Origin of the sequence: Dyadobacter sp. CY261, assembly GCF_021440085.1 — a bacterium.
Lineage (GTDB): Bacteria > Bacteroidota > Bacteroidia > Cytophagales > Spirosomataceae > Dyadobacter.
The window spans coordinates 42,504-56,937 of sequence record NZ_JAKCPW010000016.1 but is presented as its reverse complement, the minus strand read 5'-3'; the positions used below and the strand labels follow the sequence as shown (position 1 = coordinate 56,937).

Annotated in this window: 15 protein-coding genes; 7 read left to right on the top strand and 8 right to left on the bottom strand. The window is 48.0% G+C overall.

The genetic code is table 11. The features are described from left to right. Positions 1-74: 74 nt before the first annotated feature. The 5 genes from LZD49_RS30255 to LZD49_RS30235 all read right to left on the bottom strand — a co-directional run bounded on the left by LZD49_RS30255 (position 75) and on the right by LZD49_RS30235 (position 5,091). Entirely contained in the window at positions 75-1,028 is a 954-nt protein-coding gene (locus LZD49_RS30255) for a transketolase family protein (RefSeq protein WP_234671785.1), read from the bottom strand. 11 nt (positions 1,029-1,039) lie between these two features. Continuing rightward, positions 1,040-1,897, bottom strand: coding sequence for a transketolase (locus tag LZD49_RS30250; protein WP_234671784.1), 858 nt, complete (start codon positions 1,895-1,897; stop codon positions 1,040-1,042). Positions 1,898-2,003: 106 nt separating this feature from the next. After that, positions 2,004-2,462: a thioredoxin-dependent thiol peroxidase gene (bcp, locus tag LZD49_RS30245; RefSeq protein WP_234671783.1), complete on the bottom strand. Its 459-nt coding sequence runs from the start codon at positions 2,460-2,462 to the stop codon at positions 2,004-2,006. Next, positions 2,420-4,423, bottom strand: a complete 2,004-nt coding sequence (locus LZD49_RS30240; RefSeq protein ID WP_234671782.1) for a M23 family metallopeptidase — start codon at positions 4,421-4,423, stop codon at positions 2,420-2,422. Before LZD49_RS30240 ends, bcp begins: the two co-directional genes overlap by 43 nt. Positions 4,424-4,479: 56 nt before the next feature. After that, positions 4,480-5,091: a fumarylacetoacetate hydrolase family protein gene (locus LZD49_RS30235; protein ID WP_234671781.1), complete on the bottom strand. Its 612-nt coding sequence runs from the start codon at positions 5,089-5,091 to the stop codon at positions 4,480-4,482. Positions 5,092-5,341: 250 nt separating this feature from the next. Between LZD49_RS30235 and LZD49_RS30230 the strand changes: the two genes are divergently transcribed. From LZD49_RS30230 to LZD49_RS30220, 3 genes are all read left to right on the top strand, one after another. Then, the gene (locus LZD49_RS30230) at positions 5,342-5,971 is read left to right on the top strand and encodes a C40 family peptidase (protein ID WP_234671780.1); all 630 of its coding nucleotides are present in this window, start codon (positions 5,342-5,344) and stop codon (positions 5,969-5,971) included. Positions 5,972-6,077: 106 nt separating this feature from the next. Then, on the top strand, positions 6,078-7,292 hold the full coding sequence (locus LZD49_RS30225) for a hypothetical protein (RefSeq protein WP_234671779.1): 1,215 nt from the start codon (positions 6,078-6,080) through the stop codon (positions 7,290-7,292). After that, complete coding sequence (locus tag LZD49_RS30220; RefSeq protein ID WP_234671778.1) at positions 7,289-8,944, top strand: hypothetical protein; 1,656 nt, start codon at positions 7,289-7,291, stop codon at positions 8,942-8,944. The genes LZD49_RS30225 and LZD49_RS30220 overlap by 4 nt, the downstream gene beginning before the upstream one ends. A 4-nt stretch (positions 8,945-8,948) precedes the next feature. Here LZD49_RS30220 and LZD49_RS30215 read toward each other — a convergent pair whose 3' ends face one another. Beyond that, entirely contained in the window at positions 8,949-9,605 is a 657-nt protein-coding gene (locus tag LZD49_RS30215) for an HAD family phosphatase (protein WP_234671776.1), read from the bottom strand. A 169-nt stretch (positions 9,606-9,774) separates the two neighbouring features. Between LZD49_RS30215 and LZD49_RS30210 the strand changes: the two genes are divergently transcribed. Together LZD49_RS30210 and LZD49_RS30205 are read left to right on the top strand one after the other, a co-directional pair. Then, positions 9,775-10,227 carry an RNA polymerase sigma factor gene (locus LZD49_RS30210; protein WP_234671775.1) on the top strand — a complete coding sequence of 151 codons (453 nt, stop codon included), beginning with the start codon at positions 9,775-9,777 and terminating at the stop codon, positions 10,225-10,227. A gap of 12 nt (positions 10,228-10,239) precedes the next feature. Continuing rightward, positions 10,240-10,701 carry a hypothetical protein gene (locus LZD49_RS30205; RefSeq protein ID WP_234671772.1) on the top strand — a complete coding sequence of 154 codons (462 nt, stop codon included), beginning with the start codon at positions 10,240-10,242 and terminating at the stop codon, positions 10,699-10,701. Positions 10,702-10,772: 71 nt separating this feature from the next. Here the strand turns inward: LZD49_RS30205 and LZD49_RS30200 are convergent, their stop codons facing one another. Then, positions 10,773-11,243 carry a Dps family protein gene (locus LZD49_RS30200; protein ID WP_234671770.1) on the bottom strand — a complete coding sequence of 157 codons (471 nt, stop codon included), beginning with the start codon at positions 11,241-11,243 and terminating at the stop codon, positions 10,773-10,775. 371 nt (positions 11,244-11,614) lie between these two features. On the opposite strand from LZD49_RS30200, the gene ispF reads away from it, so the two are divergent. Both ispF and LZD49_RS30190 read left to right on the top strand, forming a co-directional pair. After that, positions 11,615-12,118, top strand: coding sequence for a 2-C-methyl-D-erythritol 2,4-cyclodiphosphate synthase (gene ispF / locus LZD49_RS30195; RefSeq protein WP_234671768.1), 504 nt, complete (start codon positions 11,615-11,617; stop codon positions 12,116-12,118). Between the two features lie 31 nt (positions 12,119-12,149). Then, entirely contained in the window at positions 12,150-13,289 is a 1,140-nt protein-coding gene (locus tag LZD49_RS30190; RefSeq protein ID WP_234671766.1) for an amidohydrolase family protein, read from the top strand. A gap of 5 nt (positions 13,290-13,294) precedes the next feature. On the opposite strand, the gene LZD49_RS30185 is transcribed toward LZD49_RS30190, so the two are convergent. Beyond that, complete coding sequence (locus tag LZD49_RS30185) at positions 13,295-14,413, bottom strand: ABC transporter substrate-binding protein (RefSeq protein ID WP_234671764.1); 1,119 nt, start codon at positions 14,411-14,413, stop codon at positions 13,295-13,297. Positions 14,414-14,434: the final 21 nt, after the last annotated feature.

Genomic DNA, 14,434 nt, shown 5'->3' with positions numbered 1-14,434 from the left:
CAAAAACCAGGTTTTGCAAAGGGCTGGGTCCGGTTCCGTCGACTTAAGCCGACGGGCAGGGGATAATATGATGATTATTTCCTTGCGATAGCGCGTTTTGCGGCTTCCACAATATGCTTAGCATCCAATCCGTATTTTTGAAGGAGCTGCGCTGGGGTTCCGCTTTCGCCAAAGCTGTCGTTTACCGCTACGTATTCCTGCGGAACGAGTTTGTTTTTAACCAAAACCTGCGCCACGCTGTCGCCCAAACCGCCAATGCGGTTGTGCTCCTCAGCGGTTACCACACAACCTGTTTTTTCAACAGATTTCAGGATCGCTTCTTCATCGAGCGGCTTAATGGTGTGGATATTGATGATTTCCGCATTGATACCCTCTGCTTCGAGGATTTCGCCAGCCTGAATCGCTTCCCATACCATGTGGCCGGTTGCGATGATGCTCACATCGGTTCCTTCGTTCACCATCCATGCTTTACCAATCTCAAATTTCTGATCCGCATCCGTGAAAATCGGAATTACAGGACGACCAAAACGAAGGTAAACTGGTCCGTCATACTCCGCGATAGCAATCGTAGCCGCTTTGGTCTGGTTGTAGTCGCACGGGTTGATAACGGTCATGCCCGGAAGCATTTTCATCATACCGATATCTTCCAGGATCTGGTGAGTAGCACCATCTTCTCCCAAAGTAAGACCTGCGTGTGATGCACAGATTTTTACATTCTTATTGGAATACGCAACGCTCTGACGGATCTGGTCATAAACACGGCCCGTTGCGAAGTTCGCAAAAGTAGTTGCGAAAGGAATTTTACCGCCGATCGTCAGACCAGCCGAAACACCGATCATATTCGCTTCGGAAATACCACATTGAACAAAACGCTCTGGGTTCTCCTTGATAAATGCTTCTAGTTTCAGCGATCCAACCAAGTCGGCGCAAAGCGCTACTACATTAGGATTCTGCTGGCCCAGCACTTGCATCCCGGCACCGAAGCCGGAACGTGTATCTTTCTTCTCAGTGAAAGTGTATTTTTTCATTGTCGTTTCAATTAATAATCTCCCAAAGTTTCTTCCAACTGAGCAAGCGCAGCAGCCAACTGTTCGTCGTTAGGCGCTACACCGTGCCATTTGTGGCTTCCCATCATGAAATCCACTCCGTAACCCATACCGGTATGGAGCAAAATCATGATCGGACGGCCATGTCCGAGACGGCCTTTTGCTTCGTACAATCCTTTTACGATCGCGGCCATGTCGTTACCTTCTTCGATAGAGATTACTTCCCAGCCAAATGCTTCATATTTCTTGCCCAGGTCGCGGTTGTTCATCACCTTCAATGTAGGGCCGTCGATTTGCTGGCCGTTCAGGTCTATGAATGCGATCAGGTTGTCGACCTCGTGGTGGGGTGCGAAAGTCGCTGCTTCCCAAACCTGGCCTTCCTGCTGCTCGCCGTCGCCCATCAGCACGTATACCGTTGATTTATCGTTGTTCAGTTTCTTTGCCAATGCAGCGCCGATAGCCACCGACATGCCCTGGCCCAGTGAACCGGAAGCTATCCGGATACCTTCGAGGTGCTCGTGCGTGGTAGGGTGTCCTTGCAGGCGGGAATCCAGTTTACGGAAAGTACCCAGTTCCGACACAGGGAAATAACCCTTGCGGGCCAGTACGCTGTACCAAACGGGGGAAATATGGCCGTTCGAGAGGAAGAAAAGGTCCTCGTCCTTACCGTCCATATCGAATACAACCTTGCCATCCTGCTCTTTCAGCTTCATACGCTCGAAATACAGTGCTACCAACAAATCGGTGCAACCAAGGGAACCTCCCGGGTGACCCGACTGACAAGCATGTACCATGCGTACAATGTCCCTGCGAACCTGGGAAGCAACTTTTTCTAATTGTTCAATTTCCATTTTTGTTTATTTTCTATTGGACTGTCCTTGATACCGTTACCCGAACGCTGGGACGATTTAGGCGGCGTAAATGTCCTGCTATTCGGAATGTTAAAATGACTGATTATTATTCAGTTTTTCCAAGAATTTGATCAGTGTGTTTTGATGATTCCACTTTGGAAATAATCTCTTCGATGATCCCTTTTTTGTTGATGACGAAAGTTGTGCGAAGTACACCCATGTAAGTGCGTCCGAACGTTGTTTTCTCTCCCCACACGCCGTACGCCTCTATCATTTTATGATCTGTATCGGCTAGCAAAGAGAAAGGAAGGTCATGCTTTTTAATAAACCGCTGGTGCGATTTCTCGCTGTCGGGGCTCACTCCGAACACCTTATAACCCTTTTTCAGGAGCGATCCGTAGTTATCGCGGATATTGCACGCCTGATTGGTGCACGTGGGTGTATTGTCTTTGGGATAAAAGTACAAAACGACTTTTTCTCCTTTTAAATCCGACAGTTTTACTTCTTTTCCATCTTGATCTTTTACTGAAAATTGGGGTGCGGGGTCACCGACTTGTAGTCCCATAAGCTATCTTTACGTTTTCTGGTTTTCTTATGGATAACAACCGGGTCCACCAATTCTGTTCGCAAGATAGTACTATTTCCCGCCCTATCTGTTACCTCTAATGCGAGTTCTCCATCAAAATCCTCGTTTTCACCAAGTTTCTCGGACCAGATATAGCCTTTTTTGAAATCATAATTCAGCAACACCCATTCGCCGTTCACCAATGCCTTGAAATTGGCGATGCCCGACATGCCATCGCCTATATAACCACGTATATTTCGCTTGCTATGCTCGATCAGGCGCACTCTCGGTGGCACAGTATCGGCCTGGATCACGAAAGTTCCCAGCTCGCGGGTGTCGAAACGGATCATGTCGCCGTCCCATTTCCCGCCCAAAAAGCGGTAATCGCCGTTCAGGTAACGGTACACATAAGTACGGGATTTGTCTTCTGGCACATTTTCAGGCGTAAATGTCACGTGGATATAGTCGTTCAATGCCGTCCCACGGTTGTTGATGGTTAATGCGTTAAAATTGCGCTGGCCCATCAGGAAAAGGGTGTCAAACAAGCTGGTATTATCAAAATCCACCGACCATTTGGCCTCTTTGAAGGAAGCGGCGATGCCCGGCAGAATTTGGCTTCTCAGAAAGGTTTTCACCGTGGTAGGGCCGATTTTGACGGAATCAGGCATCTGTTTTCTCAAATCAGTAAGAAAAACAGCGGACTCGCCCGCGTACAAATCTGGTTGTTTCTTTTCTTCCCTTCCCTGAATATAGAACGTTGCAAACGGCTCCTGGCTACGATAATATTTGGCCCGTACGATCAGTGTATTTTCCTGTACTTCGGTTTGCACATATTCCGGGTTCACTTCGGTATTGAAAATGGGCAGCGTTGGGCTCTGCGGCTCACCTTTGATCGTAAATGCCAGTTCAGAAAAATTCTCAAAAGAATCCGAAATCCTGACCGTCACTGCGTGGCTCAACGTATCGGTGATATTGAGCTTCCCGTTGATTGAATTTGTCTTAAACAAGTTGAAATTGTTCCCATCGGGAACGTAGCATTTCAGGAAGCGCTGACCCGTCGCCTGCTCAGTTTCGTAATCGATGAGGTTGTTATAGTCTCGGGTCGAAGCATTGGGGAAAACTTCTATATTATATGAAAACACTTCCTGCCCGTCCATTTTGATCTCAATGCATTGCAGACCGTAGCGGAAACCGGTACCGGTCATCTGGTCGTGCGCGACCAGATCCAGCCCGATAATGCCTGTGGCAGAAACGGGCGTGATTAGCTGCCAGGTACCATCTTTGAGTTTTACAGGTGTATAGACTTTCCGGTCGAACTGTCCATTTACTCTTCCGTTAATATCCAGCGGCCGAATCGCTAAATTGACAAACTTCGGCGGTGTAACATCTTTGATTTCATTAAAACCAAAATACAATGGGTTCAGATAGTTATCCTTCGAATCCCGCACCTCGAAATGCAAATGCGGCCCCGCAGAGCCTCCGGTGTTGCCCGATAGCGCGATCATGTCACCTTTTTTGAAGGTAAACTGCCCGGCTTCAGGGAACAAGTCTATCTCGAATGTCTGCTTTTTATATTGCTCCTGCCGCACCCAGGTGGCGAGAGGATCGTTAAATTTCAGCAAATGGCCATAAACCGTGGTCTGCCCGTTCGGGTGACGCAGATAAATGACGTTGCCATAGCCCGTCCGCTGAACGGCCACTTTATACACATAACCCTCAGCCGCCGCGTAAACGGGTAAACCTTCTCGCTGCTGCGTGCGGATATCGAGCCCGGCGTGGAAGTGGTTGCTCCGCAAATCGCCCAGGCCACCTGCCAGCGAATTGGGCAAACCCGGACGGATCGGAAATTGGTAATAGCCCTTGGGATAAGATTGTTTTTGGGCATAAGAAACCTGTACAACACCTGCCAATCCCAATATGAAAAGCCCTGAACGGGCAAATGCCCGAAAATAATGACGCATGAAAAAAGTGTATGAGTGGCCGGTACAGCAACCGGGTGATTTGAAGAGTACTGTCTTTACCTAACGAACAATTCGAGCATCTTCTTGCCCTCAATGGACGCCGTCAGCTTATCGCCGATCGCCACGGGGCCTACGCCTTTAGGTGTTCCGGTGAAGATCAGGTCACCCTTTTTCAGCATAAAAAACCTGGAGACGAATGCAATGAGGTAGTTGATGCGGTAGATCATCATCGAGGAATTCCCGTTTTGGCGGGTCTCATCGTTCACGTCCAATGTGAAATTGATATCCTGAATATCGGCAAAGTCCGCCACAGGCACAAATTCGGAGACAGGCGCCGAACCGTTGAATGCTTTCGCCAGCTCCCACGGCAGCCCCTTTGCTTTCAGCTCCGATTGCAGGTCACGCGCCGTGAAATCAATCCCGATGCCGATTTCATCATAATATTTATGGGCAAAACGCTCCTCGATATTCTTGCCAACACGGTTGATCTTTACAACCAACTCTACTTCGTAATGAACATCTTTTGAAAAATCAGGGTAGAAAAAAGGCTCCCCGAGGCGGATTTGTGCAGTTTCAGGTTTCAGAAATATAACCGGGGAATCGGGTGTCTGGTTGTTCAGTTCAGCGATATGCTCTGCGTAATTCCGGCCTACACAAATAATTTTCATCGGGGGTCAAATGCTTGTTAAAAGGAATGAACATCAGCAACAAAGCTACTTACAAAGCCGCGAGCCTCACAATATTTGTCACAATTTTTCGGTCGTAATGCAGTTAAACTACTATCGTACCATTGCTGCGACCGATTTGGCGAACGTCTCCTTCGCCGATAGGACAAAGCCGGCGTCCCGTCGGCATAAGCAGTTTGCAAAACATTTAATCGCTATTTTTGAAAAAGTAATCAGGCCAATTCGCTTACGCATGAAAAAGTACCTTTCCCAATCCCTTTCCCGTACCATTTTCACCCTCCTGATCACGACATTGCTATTTTCCTGCGACACGCTTCGAAAAACGCCCGAAAGAAACACTTCCTCACGCGGAGCGTCGCGCGGCAAATCGTCGCCCAGCCGCAGGCCCGTGTCCAAAGCACCGGCACGCAAGCCCGCACCCGCAAGAAACTCTACACCCAATTACACACGCCCCGGCTCGACCAATACCGCCAACACACCGCAGGTGGTCCAAATCGCCCGCACGTACACCGGCACTCCGTATCGCTCCGGCGGAAATGACAAGAGCGGCATCGATTGCTCGGGGCTCATATGCCAGGTCTATTCCGAAATGGGCGTAAAGGTCCCTCGCATTTCCTGGCAACAATCCGAATTCGGGCAGGAAGTCGGCAAGTTAGCCGACATCAAACCCGGCGACTGGCTGTTCTTTGTACCCGAAGCTGGCAAGGAAGGTTATGTCTCGCATGCAGGCATTGTTACTGATGTGCGCAGTCGTGAAGAGATTATATTCATCCACGCATCTACCTCCCGTGGCGTCCGCGAAGACAATCTGTTCTCGACCTATTTTAAGGGAAGGTTCGTCAAAGCCATGCGTCCATTCTGACCGTTCAAGAAGTGATCATTTAAAAACAGGAAAGTCGTAGGGGTAGCGCGGATTCTGATTGTCCTTTTCGAAATTTACAATCATAACTCAATTTCCTCTCCGCAACATGCAAGACCCCATTGCTCCCCCGCCGACATTCGGCGACCGGACTTTCATCATGCAGGGCAGTCCCGGCATACCCATTTACATTTACGCTACCGTTTTTTCATCGTTCTGCGTCATTACCGGGCTTATCTGGGACATTTGCTGGCATTTAAGCATCGGGCGTGACGGTCTGCTTTCACCTCCACACCTGGTCATTTATCTGGGGGCCGTGGTGTCCGGGTTGTTTTCGGGTTTTGAAATTTTGAGGAAAACATTCCGGGGAACCGATGCCGAAAAGATGGCTAGTGTCAAGATCTGGGGCTTTTTTTATAGCTCGCTCGGCTCACTGTTTTGTGTTTGGGGTGCGTTGATGATGCTTACCTCCGCCCCTTTCGATGACTGGTGGCATAATACCTATGGCTTGGACGTAACGATCCTCTCGCCCCCTCATACCGTACTGATCCTGGGCATTATCGGCATTCAGTTTGGTGCAATGATCAGCGTCATCGCGGTCAAAAACCAGATGAAATTGTCTGCCGACTTTGGCAACAGTAGCGCATTGGACAAAAGCCTTTTCTGGCTATTCGCATTGTCGGCAGGATTTTTGTTGACGATCTGGTTTACGTTGTTATCCGAAGAATTGGGCAGGATGCGCATGCACCGGTCCAGTTTCTATATTTTTTCCGGAGTTGCATTTCCCCTGTTACTCATGGCAGTCGGCAAAGCCGTTTCGCATAAATGGGCCATTACCGCCGCTACGGGCGTGTACACCGTATTGATGGCAGGGACGCTCTGGATTATTCCGCTCTTCCCCGCAGAACCAAAACTGGGCCCGATACTCAACCATATCACCCATTACCAGGGATTTCATTTTCCGTTGCTTCTCATTGTCCCGGCTTACGTAACCGACATCCTTCGTTACCGATATGCGCATTGGAATGACTGGAAGCTTACCCTATTGCTCGGCAGCGCATTTCTGGTAGCGTTTTTTATAGTTCAATGGTTTTTCGGAGGATTTCTGATGGAATCGCCTTATGCCCGAAACTGGTTCTTTGGCAGTCATTACTGGTATTTTGGGAATGACCCCAACTGGGAATACCGTTACAAATACGGCCCCTGGATGATCGAAGAAATGCCGGAACTGCTTAAAGGGCTTGGCATTGCATTGGTATCAACACTAATCTCAACCCGCATCGGATTGGCGTGGGGTAACTGGATGCACAAAATTCAACGATGAAAAAATATCTGTACCTCATACTTTTTTTGCTGCAAGGCAGCGTTTCGTATGCTCATGTAGGCAGCGCTGGCGTGCAAATGCAGGCGCAGGCCGGCGCGTACAAAGTGCTCGTAAGCGTTACACCACCCGATGTTATTCCGGGCACAGCACAAGTTTCTGTTTTTATTCAATACGGCGAGGCCCGGAAAGTATCGGTACGCCCAATCTATTTCTACTCCGGCAGTAAGGGGGCTCCTACTGCGGACGCGCTTTTACCCGTTGCAGGCCAGAAAGGCCAGTTTCAGGGAACGGTATGGCTGATGGAATGGGGTTCATCCAGTGCGCAGATCAGCATCGAAGGGATACAGGGCGACGCAGAGTTGATCATTCCGATCGTAGCCGTTTCAACCGCCGAGCGCGATATGCCGACAGGCCTTGGGATCGGCCTGAGCATTTTCGGATTACTGTTATTTTTGCTCATGATCACCACCATCGGTGCCAGTGTGAGTGATGGGTTGTTGAAGCCCGGCCAGGCGCTCTCAGCCGCTCAGAAATGGAAGCGATGGATCAATATGGGGATTGCCACCGTGGTTTGTTCCCTTATTTTATATGGTGGCAGCAGTTGGTGGGATAGCTGGGCAGCGGAGTATAAACAATGGTTATATAAGCCCCTTTCAGCCAAAACAGCGGTTGTCGAGACAGATTCTCAACGGGTATTTCAATTAAAGATAGACACTACCAATTGGGATGGTCGCGCAAAGGGGAGCATGCTAAGCACCCTGATCCCCGATCACGGGAAATTGATGCATACGTTTCTCGTACGTATTCCCGGGCTCGATGCATTCGCACATGTTCATCCCGATCGTAAAGACAGCCTTACTTTCCAAGCCGCGCTTCCCGATTTACCTGCCGGAAAATACCTCGTGTACTCAGATATCGTACAATATTCCGGTTTTGCTGAAACAATTGTGGATACATTGGTAATCAACCTGCCTAAGCAATCATCAAAAAGGGCGACAACATGGTCTGAGGAGGACAGCTTTATCATTACCGACCCGCTCGATACACCCGGCAAAGTTCCGATGGGCGAGAACGTGGTGATTTGCGGGAAGCCTGGCACCAAAACGGTCTTTAAGGACGGCTCCTATGCCATTTGGGAAGGCAAGCCCGACAAACCACTGGAAGCCGGCAAACCCTATGAACTCAATTTTGAGATCTACAATCCCGATAACAGCCCCTGTTTTCCAGAGCCGTATCTGGGTATGCTGGGACATGCCGTAGTGATGCGTTCCGACGGTTCAGTTTACATTCACCTGCACCCGAGCGGATCTTATTCCATGGCGGCAGAGCAGTCATTTGAGAGCCGTATCTCAGATACGGCGCATGTTGCCAAATGGCCGAAACCGGCTGTTTTCCGCGATAGCATTGACCGGCACCTGGCCAAACTCAAAGCGATGCCGACCGTCGACCGAGAAATATTCCTGATGAAGGAAATGGGGATGTTCAATGCGGCAGCAGGGGGCATGACGGGCATGGAACACGGTACGCGCATCACTTTCCCCTATTCTTTCCCCAAAGGCGGCCAATACAGGATATTCCTTCAAATCAAAAGAAACGATAAAGTACTGACCGGCGCGTTTGATATCAAGGTCACCGATCCTGTTACATTATAGCATTTTAAAAGAGCGCAGCGATCTTTTCGTAGGAAAGGTCGCTGTAATCTTCGATATAAAGGTTACACGGTGGCAATTCCTCACGCGTATGAGAACTTAGTACGCCCACCACACGCATTCCGGCATTTAATGCGGCCGATACGCCGGAAAAAGAATCTTCAAACACGACACATTGCCCGGGCTCAACGCCGAGATTCCACGCGGACGTGAGGTATACCTCGGGATCGGGCTTGTGTTTTTTCACATCCTCGCTCGCCAGCACGGAGCCGAGCATTTCACGGATCGGCACTTTACCTACGATGAGATCAAGGTTTGCACGAGGGGCAGATGTGGCTACGCCCAATACGGCATCATTTGCTTTCAAATCTTGCATAAACGCTACAATTCCCTTGATAGGCTCTACATGGGGTTCATACAGTCCCCGGAACAAACTTTCCTTTTCATCTTCCATCTGTAACAACTCGTCGCCTTCGATCACACGTTGCAAAAAATGGCTTAGAATGTAACTATTGCTTTTGCCATACATATGCTGGGCAAATTCCTCTTCGGTAGGTGACAAATTTCTTTTGGAAAAAAACTCCCGGAATGCTCGTGAATGGTAAGGATTGGTGTGGCAAATCACGCCATCCATGTCAAAAATGACTGCTATTTTTTCTTTCATAGCGCAAAGTTAGCCACGGGAAGACCTTCCTGGAAATGAAATATGGTTCATATTCCATTAAATTTACCAGCATTGCCTCGCATTATTTACTTAAAACTTCCTTAAATTCAACGTTATAATATACTTCCAACCACATACCCTAGTAATATCTGATTATTAATTGCAGTTTATGAATGAATTAGAACGAGCTGGTAACGGAGTCAACGGCCAGTCGCTTTCGAAGCCCAAGACACTCACTTCCCTGGAAGTGTATGATCAGTACGGGGCAATGGCTTATGGCATCATTCTACAAATTTTGCCCCAGATACATCTGGCACAGGAAGTTCTGGTAAGCGTGTTTTCCTCTGCTCAATTGCAGTCTTGTAACAGTTATCCCTTTACGTTTGCCGCTTGTGTGATCAAACTGGCAAGGGCTAAGGCGGTTGAAGCAAAACGCAAGCTGACCGCTCTTGCACCGATCGGGGCTGAATATCCAAATGGCGACATTTCTCCGCAAAGTATCTTTGATCTCGCTTTCCGTCAAGGCTTTACACCCGAAGAAGTCGCAGACAAGTTGAACATATCGAAATCCGAAGTTCTGCGTTCTTTTCATGAATTTTTCAAATCCTATCGCAACGCCTAAACGTAACACACATTGAGCAAGCAGGAATTTATTGAAAGTGGTATTCTCGAATCTCATTTAATGGGGCTTACCAACGAGGAAGAGCGGGAACAGGTCGCGGAAATGATGCTGTCGGACAGTGAATTGTCTGAGTATGTGAATGTACTGGAAGAAGATATCAAACGCTATTTTATAGAAGGTGCCGTACCGCCCCCGGAAGCTGTAAGGGAAATTATCTTGTTGAGAAGTATCCGGGAGAAAAAAGGGCGTAGCAGCTACGATTCCGGAGAGGTTGTTGATGAGAAACAATATCTGAATGTAGAAGTCAACGACACCCACATGAAAGTGCATAAGCTGTGGCGTCCTGCATTTATCGCCGTTTTCATTCTTTCCAAAATTTTCCTGATTGCCGGTCTGTATTTCTATTTTAAATCGGTAAGCCAGCAGGAAGAACTTGAAAAAATTAAGACAGAAATGCGACTAAAAGATAAATAGGACATTGACCTGTACACACAAAAGCCGGCGGACCTAGCGATCCGACCGGCTTTTTCATTGGATGGTGGCAGCTATTTCAGGAAAGCGCGGAGCATCCATGCCATTTTTTCGTGCTCTCTCAGCAAACCAGTCACATAGTCGCTGGACCCAAGATCTTTATAAGTATCGGCAAATTCAGGAACGAGGGTACGTAGAATCCGGATGATCGTTTCGTGGTCGTTCAGCAGATTTTGTAATTGGGCCTTTTCATCGGTGGTATATTCCGGTTCCAGCAGATCGGTGAGTTTGAGGATATCTACCAATCGTGCCTCCGAATAGTGGCCGATCGCGCGAATACGTTCTGCGATATCGTCCATAATCACCTGCAACTGTTCATACTGTCCCTCAAACAACTTGTGCAGTTCAAAGAAATTCATCCCACCGATATTCCAGTGATAGTTACGGGTTTTGGTGTAAAGCACAAACTCGTTTGCAAGCAGCTTATTCAATTGATAAGCTACGGCCTGGGTATGCTCATCCGATATTCCGATGTTTGTTTTCATGCGTTCAAAAGTGTTTGATATTGTTGATTCTGATTGCTTGCATAGGTAACCAAAGCTAATCGGTAAAAAGTTGCCCCGCAATGCCAAAAAATGGGATTCTAATGACATTTTTTACCGCAGGAAAATTGCTGCCCGATAGATGGTGACCAATGCTGCGTTCTTCCGTATAGGTACGAAAGAAATGTTATATTTGTTAACGTGCTTTTTACATGACCGATCGCGAACGAATCAGTAATCTTGAAGAGATGATAACTTAGAAAAATCTCCCGCGACATTCATGCCCTTGAAGGCCTGGTATACATACTCGGAATTGAAATCGACTCGATCAAAAACAAATTATTCAACCAATAACACGCCCGAATACACTTATTATGTCCCCTTTCCGCGTAGGCCAAGGCTACGATGTTCATCAGTTGGTAGAAGGCCGGCCTTTCTGGCTTGGCGGTATTTTAATCCCCCATACACATGGTGCCAAAGGGCATTCCGACGCCGACGTGGTCTGCCATGTCATGTGCGACGCGCTCCTGGGTGCGGCCAATCTTCGCAATATCGGCTACCATTTTTCCGACAAAGACCCGCAATGGAAGGGCGTCGACAGTAAGATCCTTCTTGCGAAAGTGTTGGAAATGATCCGTGAAAAAGGATATGAAGTCGGGAATGTCGATGTGACGGTGGTGTTACAGAACCCGAAATTGAACCCGCACATTCCGGCTATGAAAAGTTGCCTGGCGGAAGTTACTGCCATTTCAGAAGATGATATTTCCATTAAGGCTACCACCTCCGAGCACCTGGGATTTGTGGGAAGAGAGGAAGGGATAGCCGCGCATTGCGTGGCCTTAATATACAAACCCGGGGCGTTTCCGGGTAATGCTTAGTCAACGATCCTGTAAAATGAATTAGATCCGCATGAAAAAAGTATTACTGCTCCTCTCCCTTTCCGTTGGTGTAACATTCAACGCGTGTGCGCAGCAACAATCCGCTCCGCTAACAGAACAACCACTAGGCTTTGAAGAATATGACCCGATCTCCACATTGAAGGTGGATGAGCATCCTTTAAAAAAAGCCAAATTCCCTTTTATCGATGTCCATAACCACCAATATCAGATGCCTACCCAGGACCTGAAAGCGCTGGTCAGTCAAATGGACGCGTTGAATATGGGTATTATGGTCAATCTCAGCGGTAGGGGCTGGTCGCAGGAATGGTCGGAAGGAACGGCTACTTTAAAGGGTTCCCTTGAAAACGTCGCGAAAAACGAACCAAAACGGATAGCGGTATTTACCAACTTGCAATTCAAAGGATTTGGCGAAAAAGACTGGTCGGCAAAGGCCGTGAAGCAACTGGAAGACGATGTGAAAATGGGGGCCAAAGGTTTGAAAATCTATAAAAGCCTTGGTTTTAGCGGCATCAAAGATGATAAGGGCAACCGCGTACCGGTGAGTGACCCGCGATTACAGCCTGTTTGGCAGAAATGCGGCGAATTAGGCATTCCCGTACTGATCCACACCGCCGATGTACCCTCCTTCTGGGACCCGATGGACCGTTACAATGAACGCTGGCTGGAACTGAAAACACACCCGGGACGAAAACGCGGCCTCAACGATCCGATCCCATTCGATTCATTGATAGCCGAACAGCACCATATTTTCAAAATGAACCCGAAAACGACGTTTATCAATGCGCATATGGGTTGGTACCCCAACAATCTCAGAAAACTCGACAGCCTGATGACCGCTTTCCCGAATATGTACGTGGAAATAGGCGCGGTGATTGCCGAATTGGGCCGTCAGCCACGTACCGCGAAGCAGTTTTTTGACAAATACCAGGACCGTGTCCTATTTGGAAAAGACAGCTGGGTGCCGGCAGAATATGCCACCTATTTCAGGGTGCTGGAAACGGAAGACGAATATTTCCCTTACCACAAAAAATACCATGCATTCTGGCGCATGTACGGGATGGGCCTTTCAGACGACGTCCTGAAAAAACTGTATTACAAGAATGCACTGAAAATCATTCCAGGACTCGACAAAAGCCTATTCCCGAACTAATCACTTCATTTAAATGCCTTGGCTTCCCGAACTACCGACCGGTATTCGGCTTTGTCAAGGCATTTCTTATAATATTCCTTGGCTTTTGCTTTGTTGCCTGCGCGCATGGAAATCCGTGCAAGACCTGCATATGCAAACGCATGATATTCCTTCGTGTACTGGTCGTCGTGCGGTGTTTTCAAAGCCAGCAAATATTCCTTCTGAGCGGCGGCGTCATTTTTCCTGTATTTTTCCTCCAAAATACCCTGAAATGTCCGCCAGGCAGCGGGGTAAAAACCAGCATTCTGTTTACGAAGCAGTTGGACTCCCTCATGGGCCTGATCATATTTCGCCGATAACAGTTGCGCTTCCACGTGCTTCATCAGGTAGATAGGATTGCGCGGATACAATTCGACCAGCTTTTCCATATAAACCACCGCCTTTTCCGGCTTGGCCTCGTATTTAAGGTAAATATGGGATATATAGTAGCAAGACTCCGCTTTGGTAATGGTACCCACCTTCGTAGCCGTATCTATCTGTTTCAAACCCAACGCCTTGTCACCATTCTTAAAGAAAACCAGTAATGGCTTCACAATCGGATGCTCCTCTGGGTACACTTCCACATAATAATTATACATGCCCGATGTGAAGTAGAACTCCGGGTTCTTGTTCAGCAACTTGAAGCCTTCCACAAAGGCATTATACGCCTTCTTCCCCTCTCCCGCCGCATTCATCATCTCACCGCGATAATTATAAATCATGGCCATATATCCTCTTGCCACCATCGTGTAAAATACCGCTTCCGGATCCAGGCTGTTTTTGCCGTAGCGCTTGGTGATCGCTTCGAGGCATTGATCAAGCTTTTGAATGTATTCTTTCGATTTGGTGGGATTATCCTTGATTGGCAGGTACTTCCAGTAGAGAATGAATGAGTCCAGAATGTAAGAAACAGGATGATTGGGGTATTTCTTTTCGACCTGATCGATGATTTGTACAGCCTCGTCAAACTCGTAATTGTATATTTTGTCGAGACTGCTCTGGATGTTTTTTAAGGATGCAGGATCATTGAGTATTTGCGCATCGGCCTGGAATGAGCAGAGTTCGAACAGAACCCATAGGCACAGGGAACGAAGTGTAATTTGCATGGCTTTCGACTCAAATTGGTT

Bases quoted from the DNA above. Each gene is read 5' to 3' on its own strand.
- LZD49_RS30255 (WP_234671785.1), bottom strand. From the start codon at position 1,028: ATGAAAAAATACACTTTCACTGAGAAGAAAGATACACGTTCCGGCTTC.
- LZD49_RS30250 (WP_234671784.1), bottom strand. From the start codon at position 1,897: ATGGAAATTGAACAATTAGAAAAAGTTGCTTCCCAGGTTCGCAGGGAC.
- bcp (WP_234671783.1), bottom strand. From the start codon at position 2,462: ATGGGACTACAAGTCGGTGACCCCGCACCCCAATTTTCAGTAAAAGAT.
- LZD49_RS30240 (WP_234671782.1), bottom strand. From the start codon at position 4,423: ATGCGTCATTATTTTCGGGCATTTGCCCGTTCAGGGCTTTTCATATTG.
- LZD49_RS30235 (WP_234671781.1), bottom strand. From the start codon at position 5,091: ATGAAAATTATTTGTGTAGGCCGGAATTACGCAGAGCATATCGCTGAA.
- LZD49_RS30230 (WP_234671780.1), top strand. From the start codon at position 5,342: ATGAAAAAGTACCTTTCCCAATCCCTTTCCCGTACCATTTTCACCCTC.
- LZD49_RS30225 (WP_234671779.1), top strand. From the start codon at position 6,078: ATGCAAGACCCCATTGCTCCCCCGCCGACATTCGGCGACCGGACTTTC.
- LZD49_RS30220 (WP_234671778.1), top strand. From the start codon at position 7,289: ATGAAAAAATATCTGTACCTCATACTTTTTTTGCTGCAAGGCAGCGTT.
- LZD49_RS30215 (WP_234671776.1), bottom strand. From the start codon at position 9,605: ATGAAAGAAAAAATAGCAGTCATTTTTGACATGGATGGCGTGATTTGC.
- LZD49_RS30210 (WP_234671775.1), top strand. From the start codon at position 9,775: ATGAATGAATTAGAACGAGCTGGTAACGGAGTCAACGGCCAGTCGCTT.
- LZD49_RS30200 (WP_234671770.1), bottom strand. From the start codon at position 11,243: ATGAAAACAAACATCGGAATATCGGATGAGCATACCCAGGCCGTAGCT.
- ispF (WP_234671768.1), top strand. From the start codon at position 11,615: ATGTCCCCTTTCCGCGTAGGCCAAGGCTACGATGTTCATCAGTTGGTA.
- LZD49_RS30190 (WP_234671766.1), top strand. From the start codon at position 12,150: ATGAAAAAAGTATTACTGCTCCTCTCCCTTTCCGTTGGTGTAACATTC.
- LZD49_RS30185 (WP_234671764.1), bottom strand. From the start codon at position 14,413: ATGCAAATTACACTTCGTTCCCTGTGCCTATGGGTTCTGTTCGAACTC.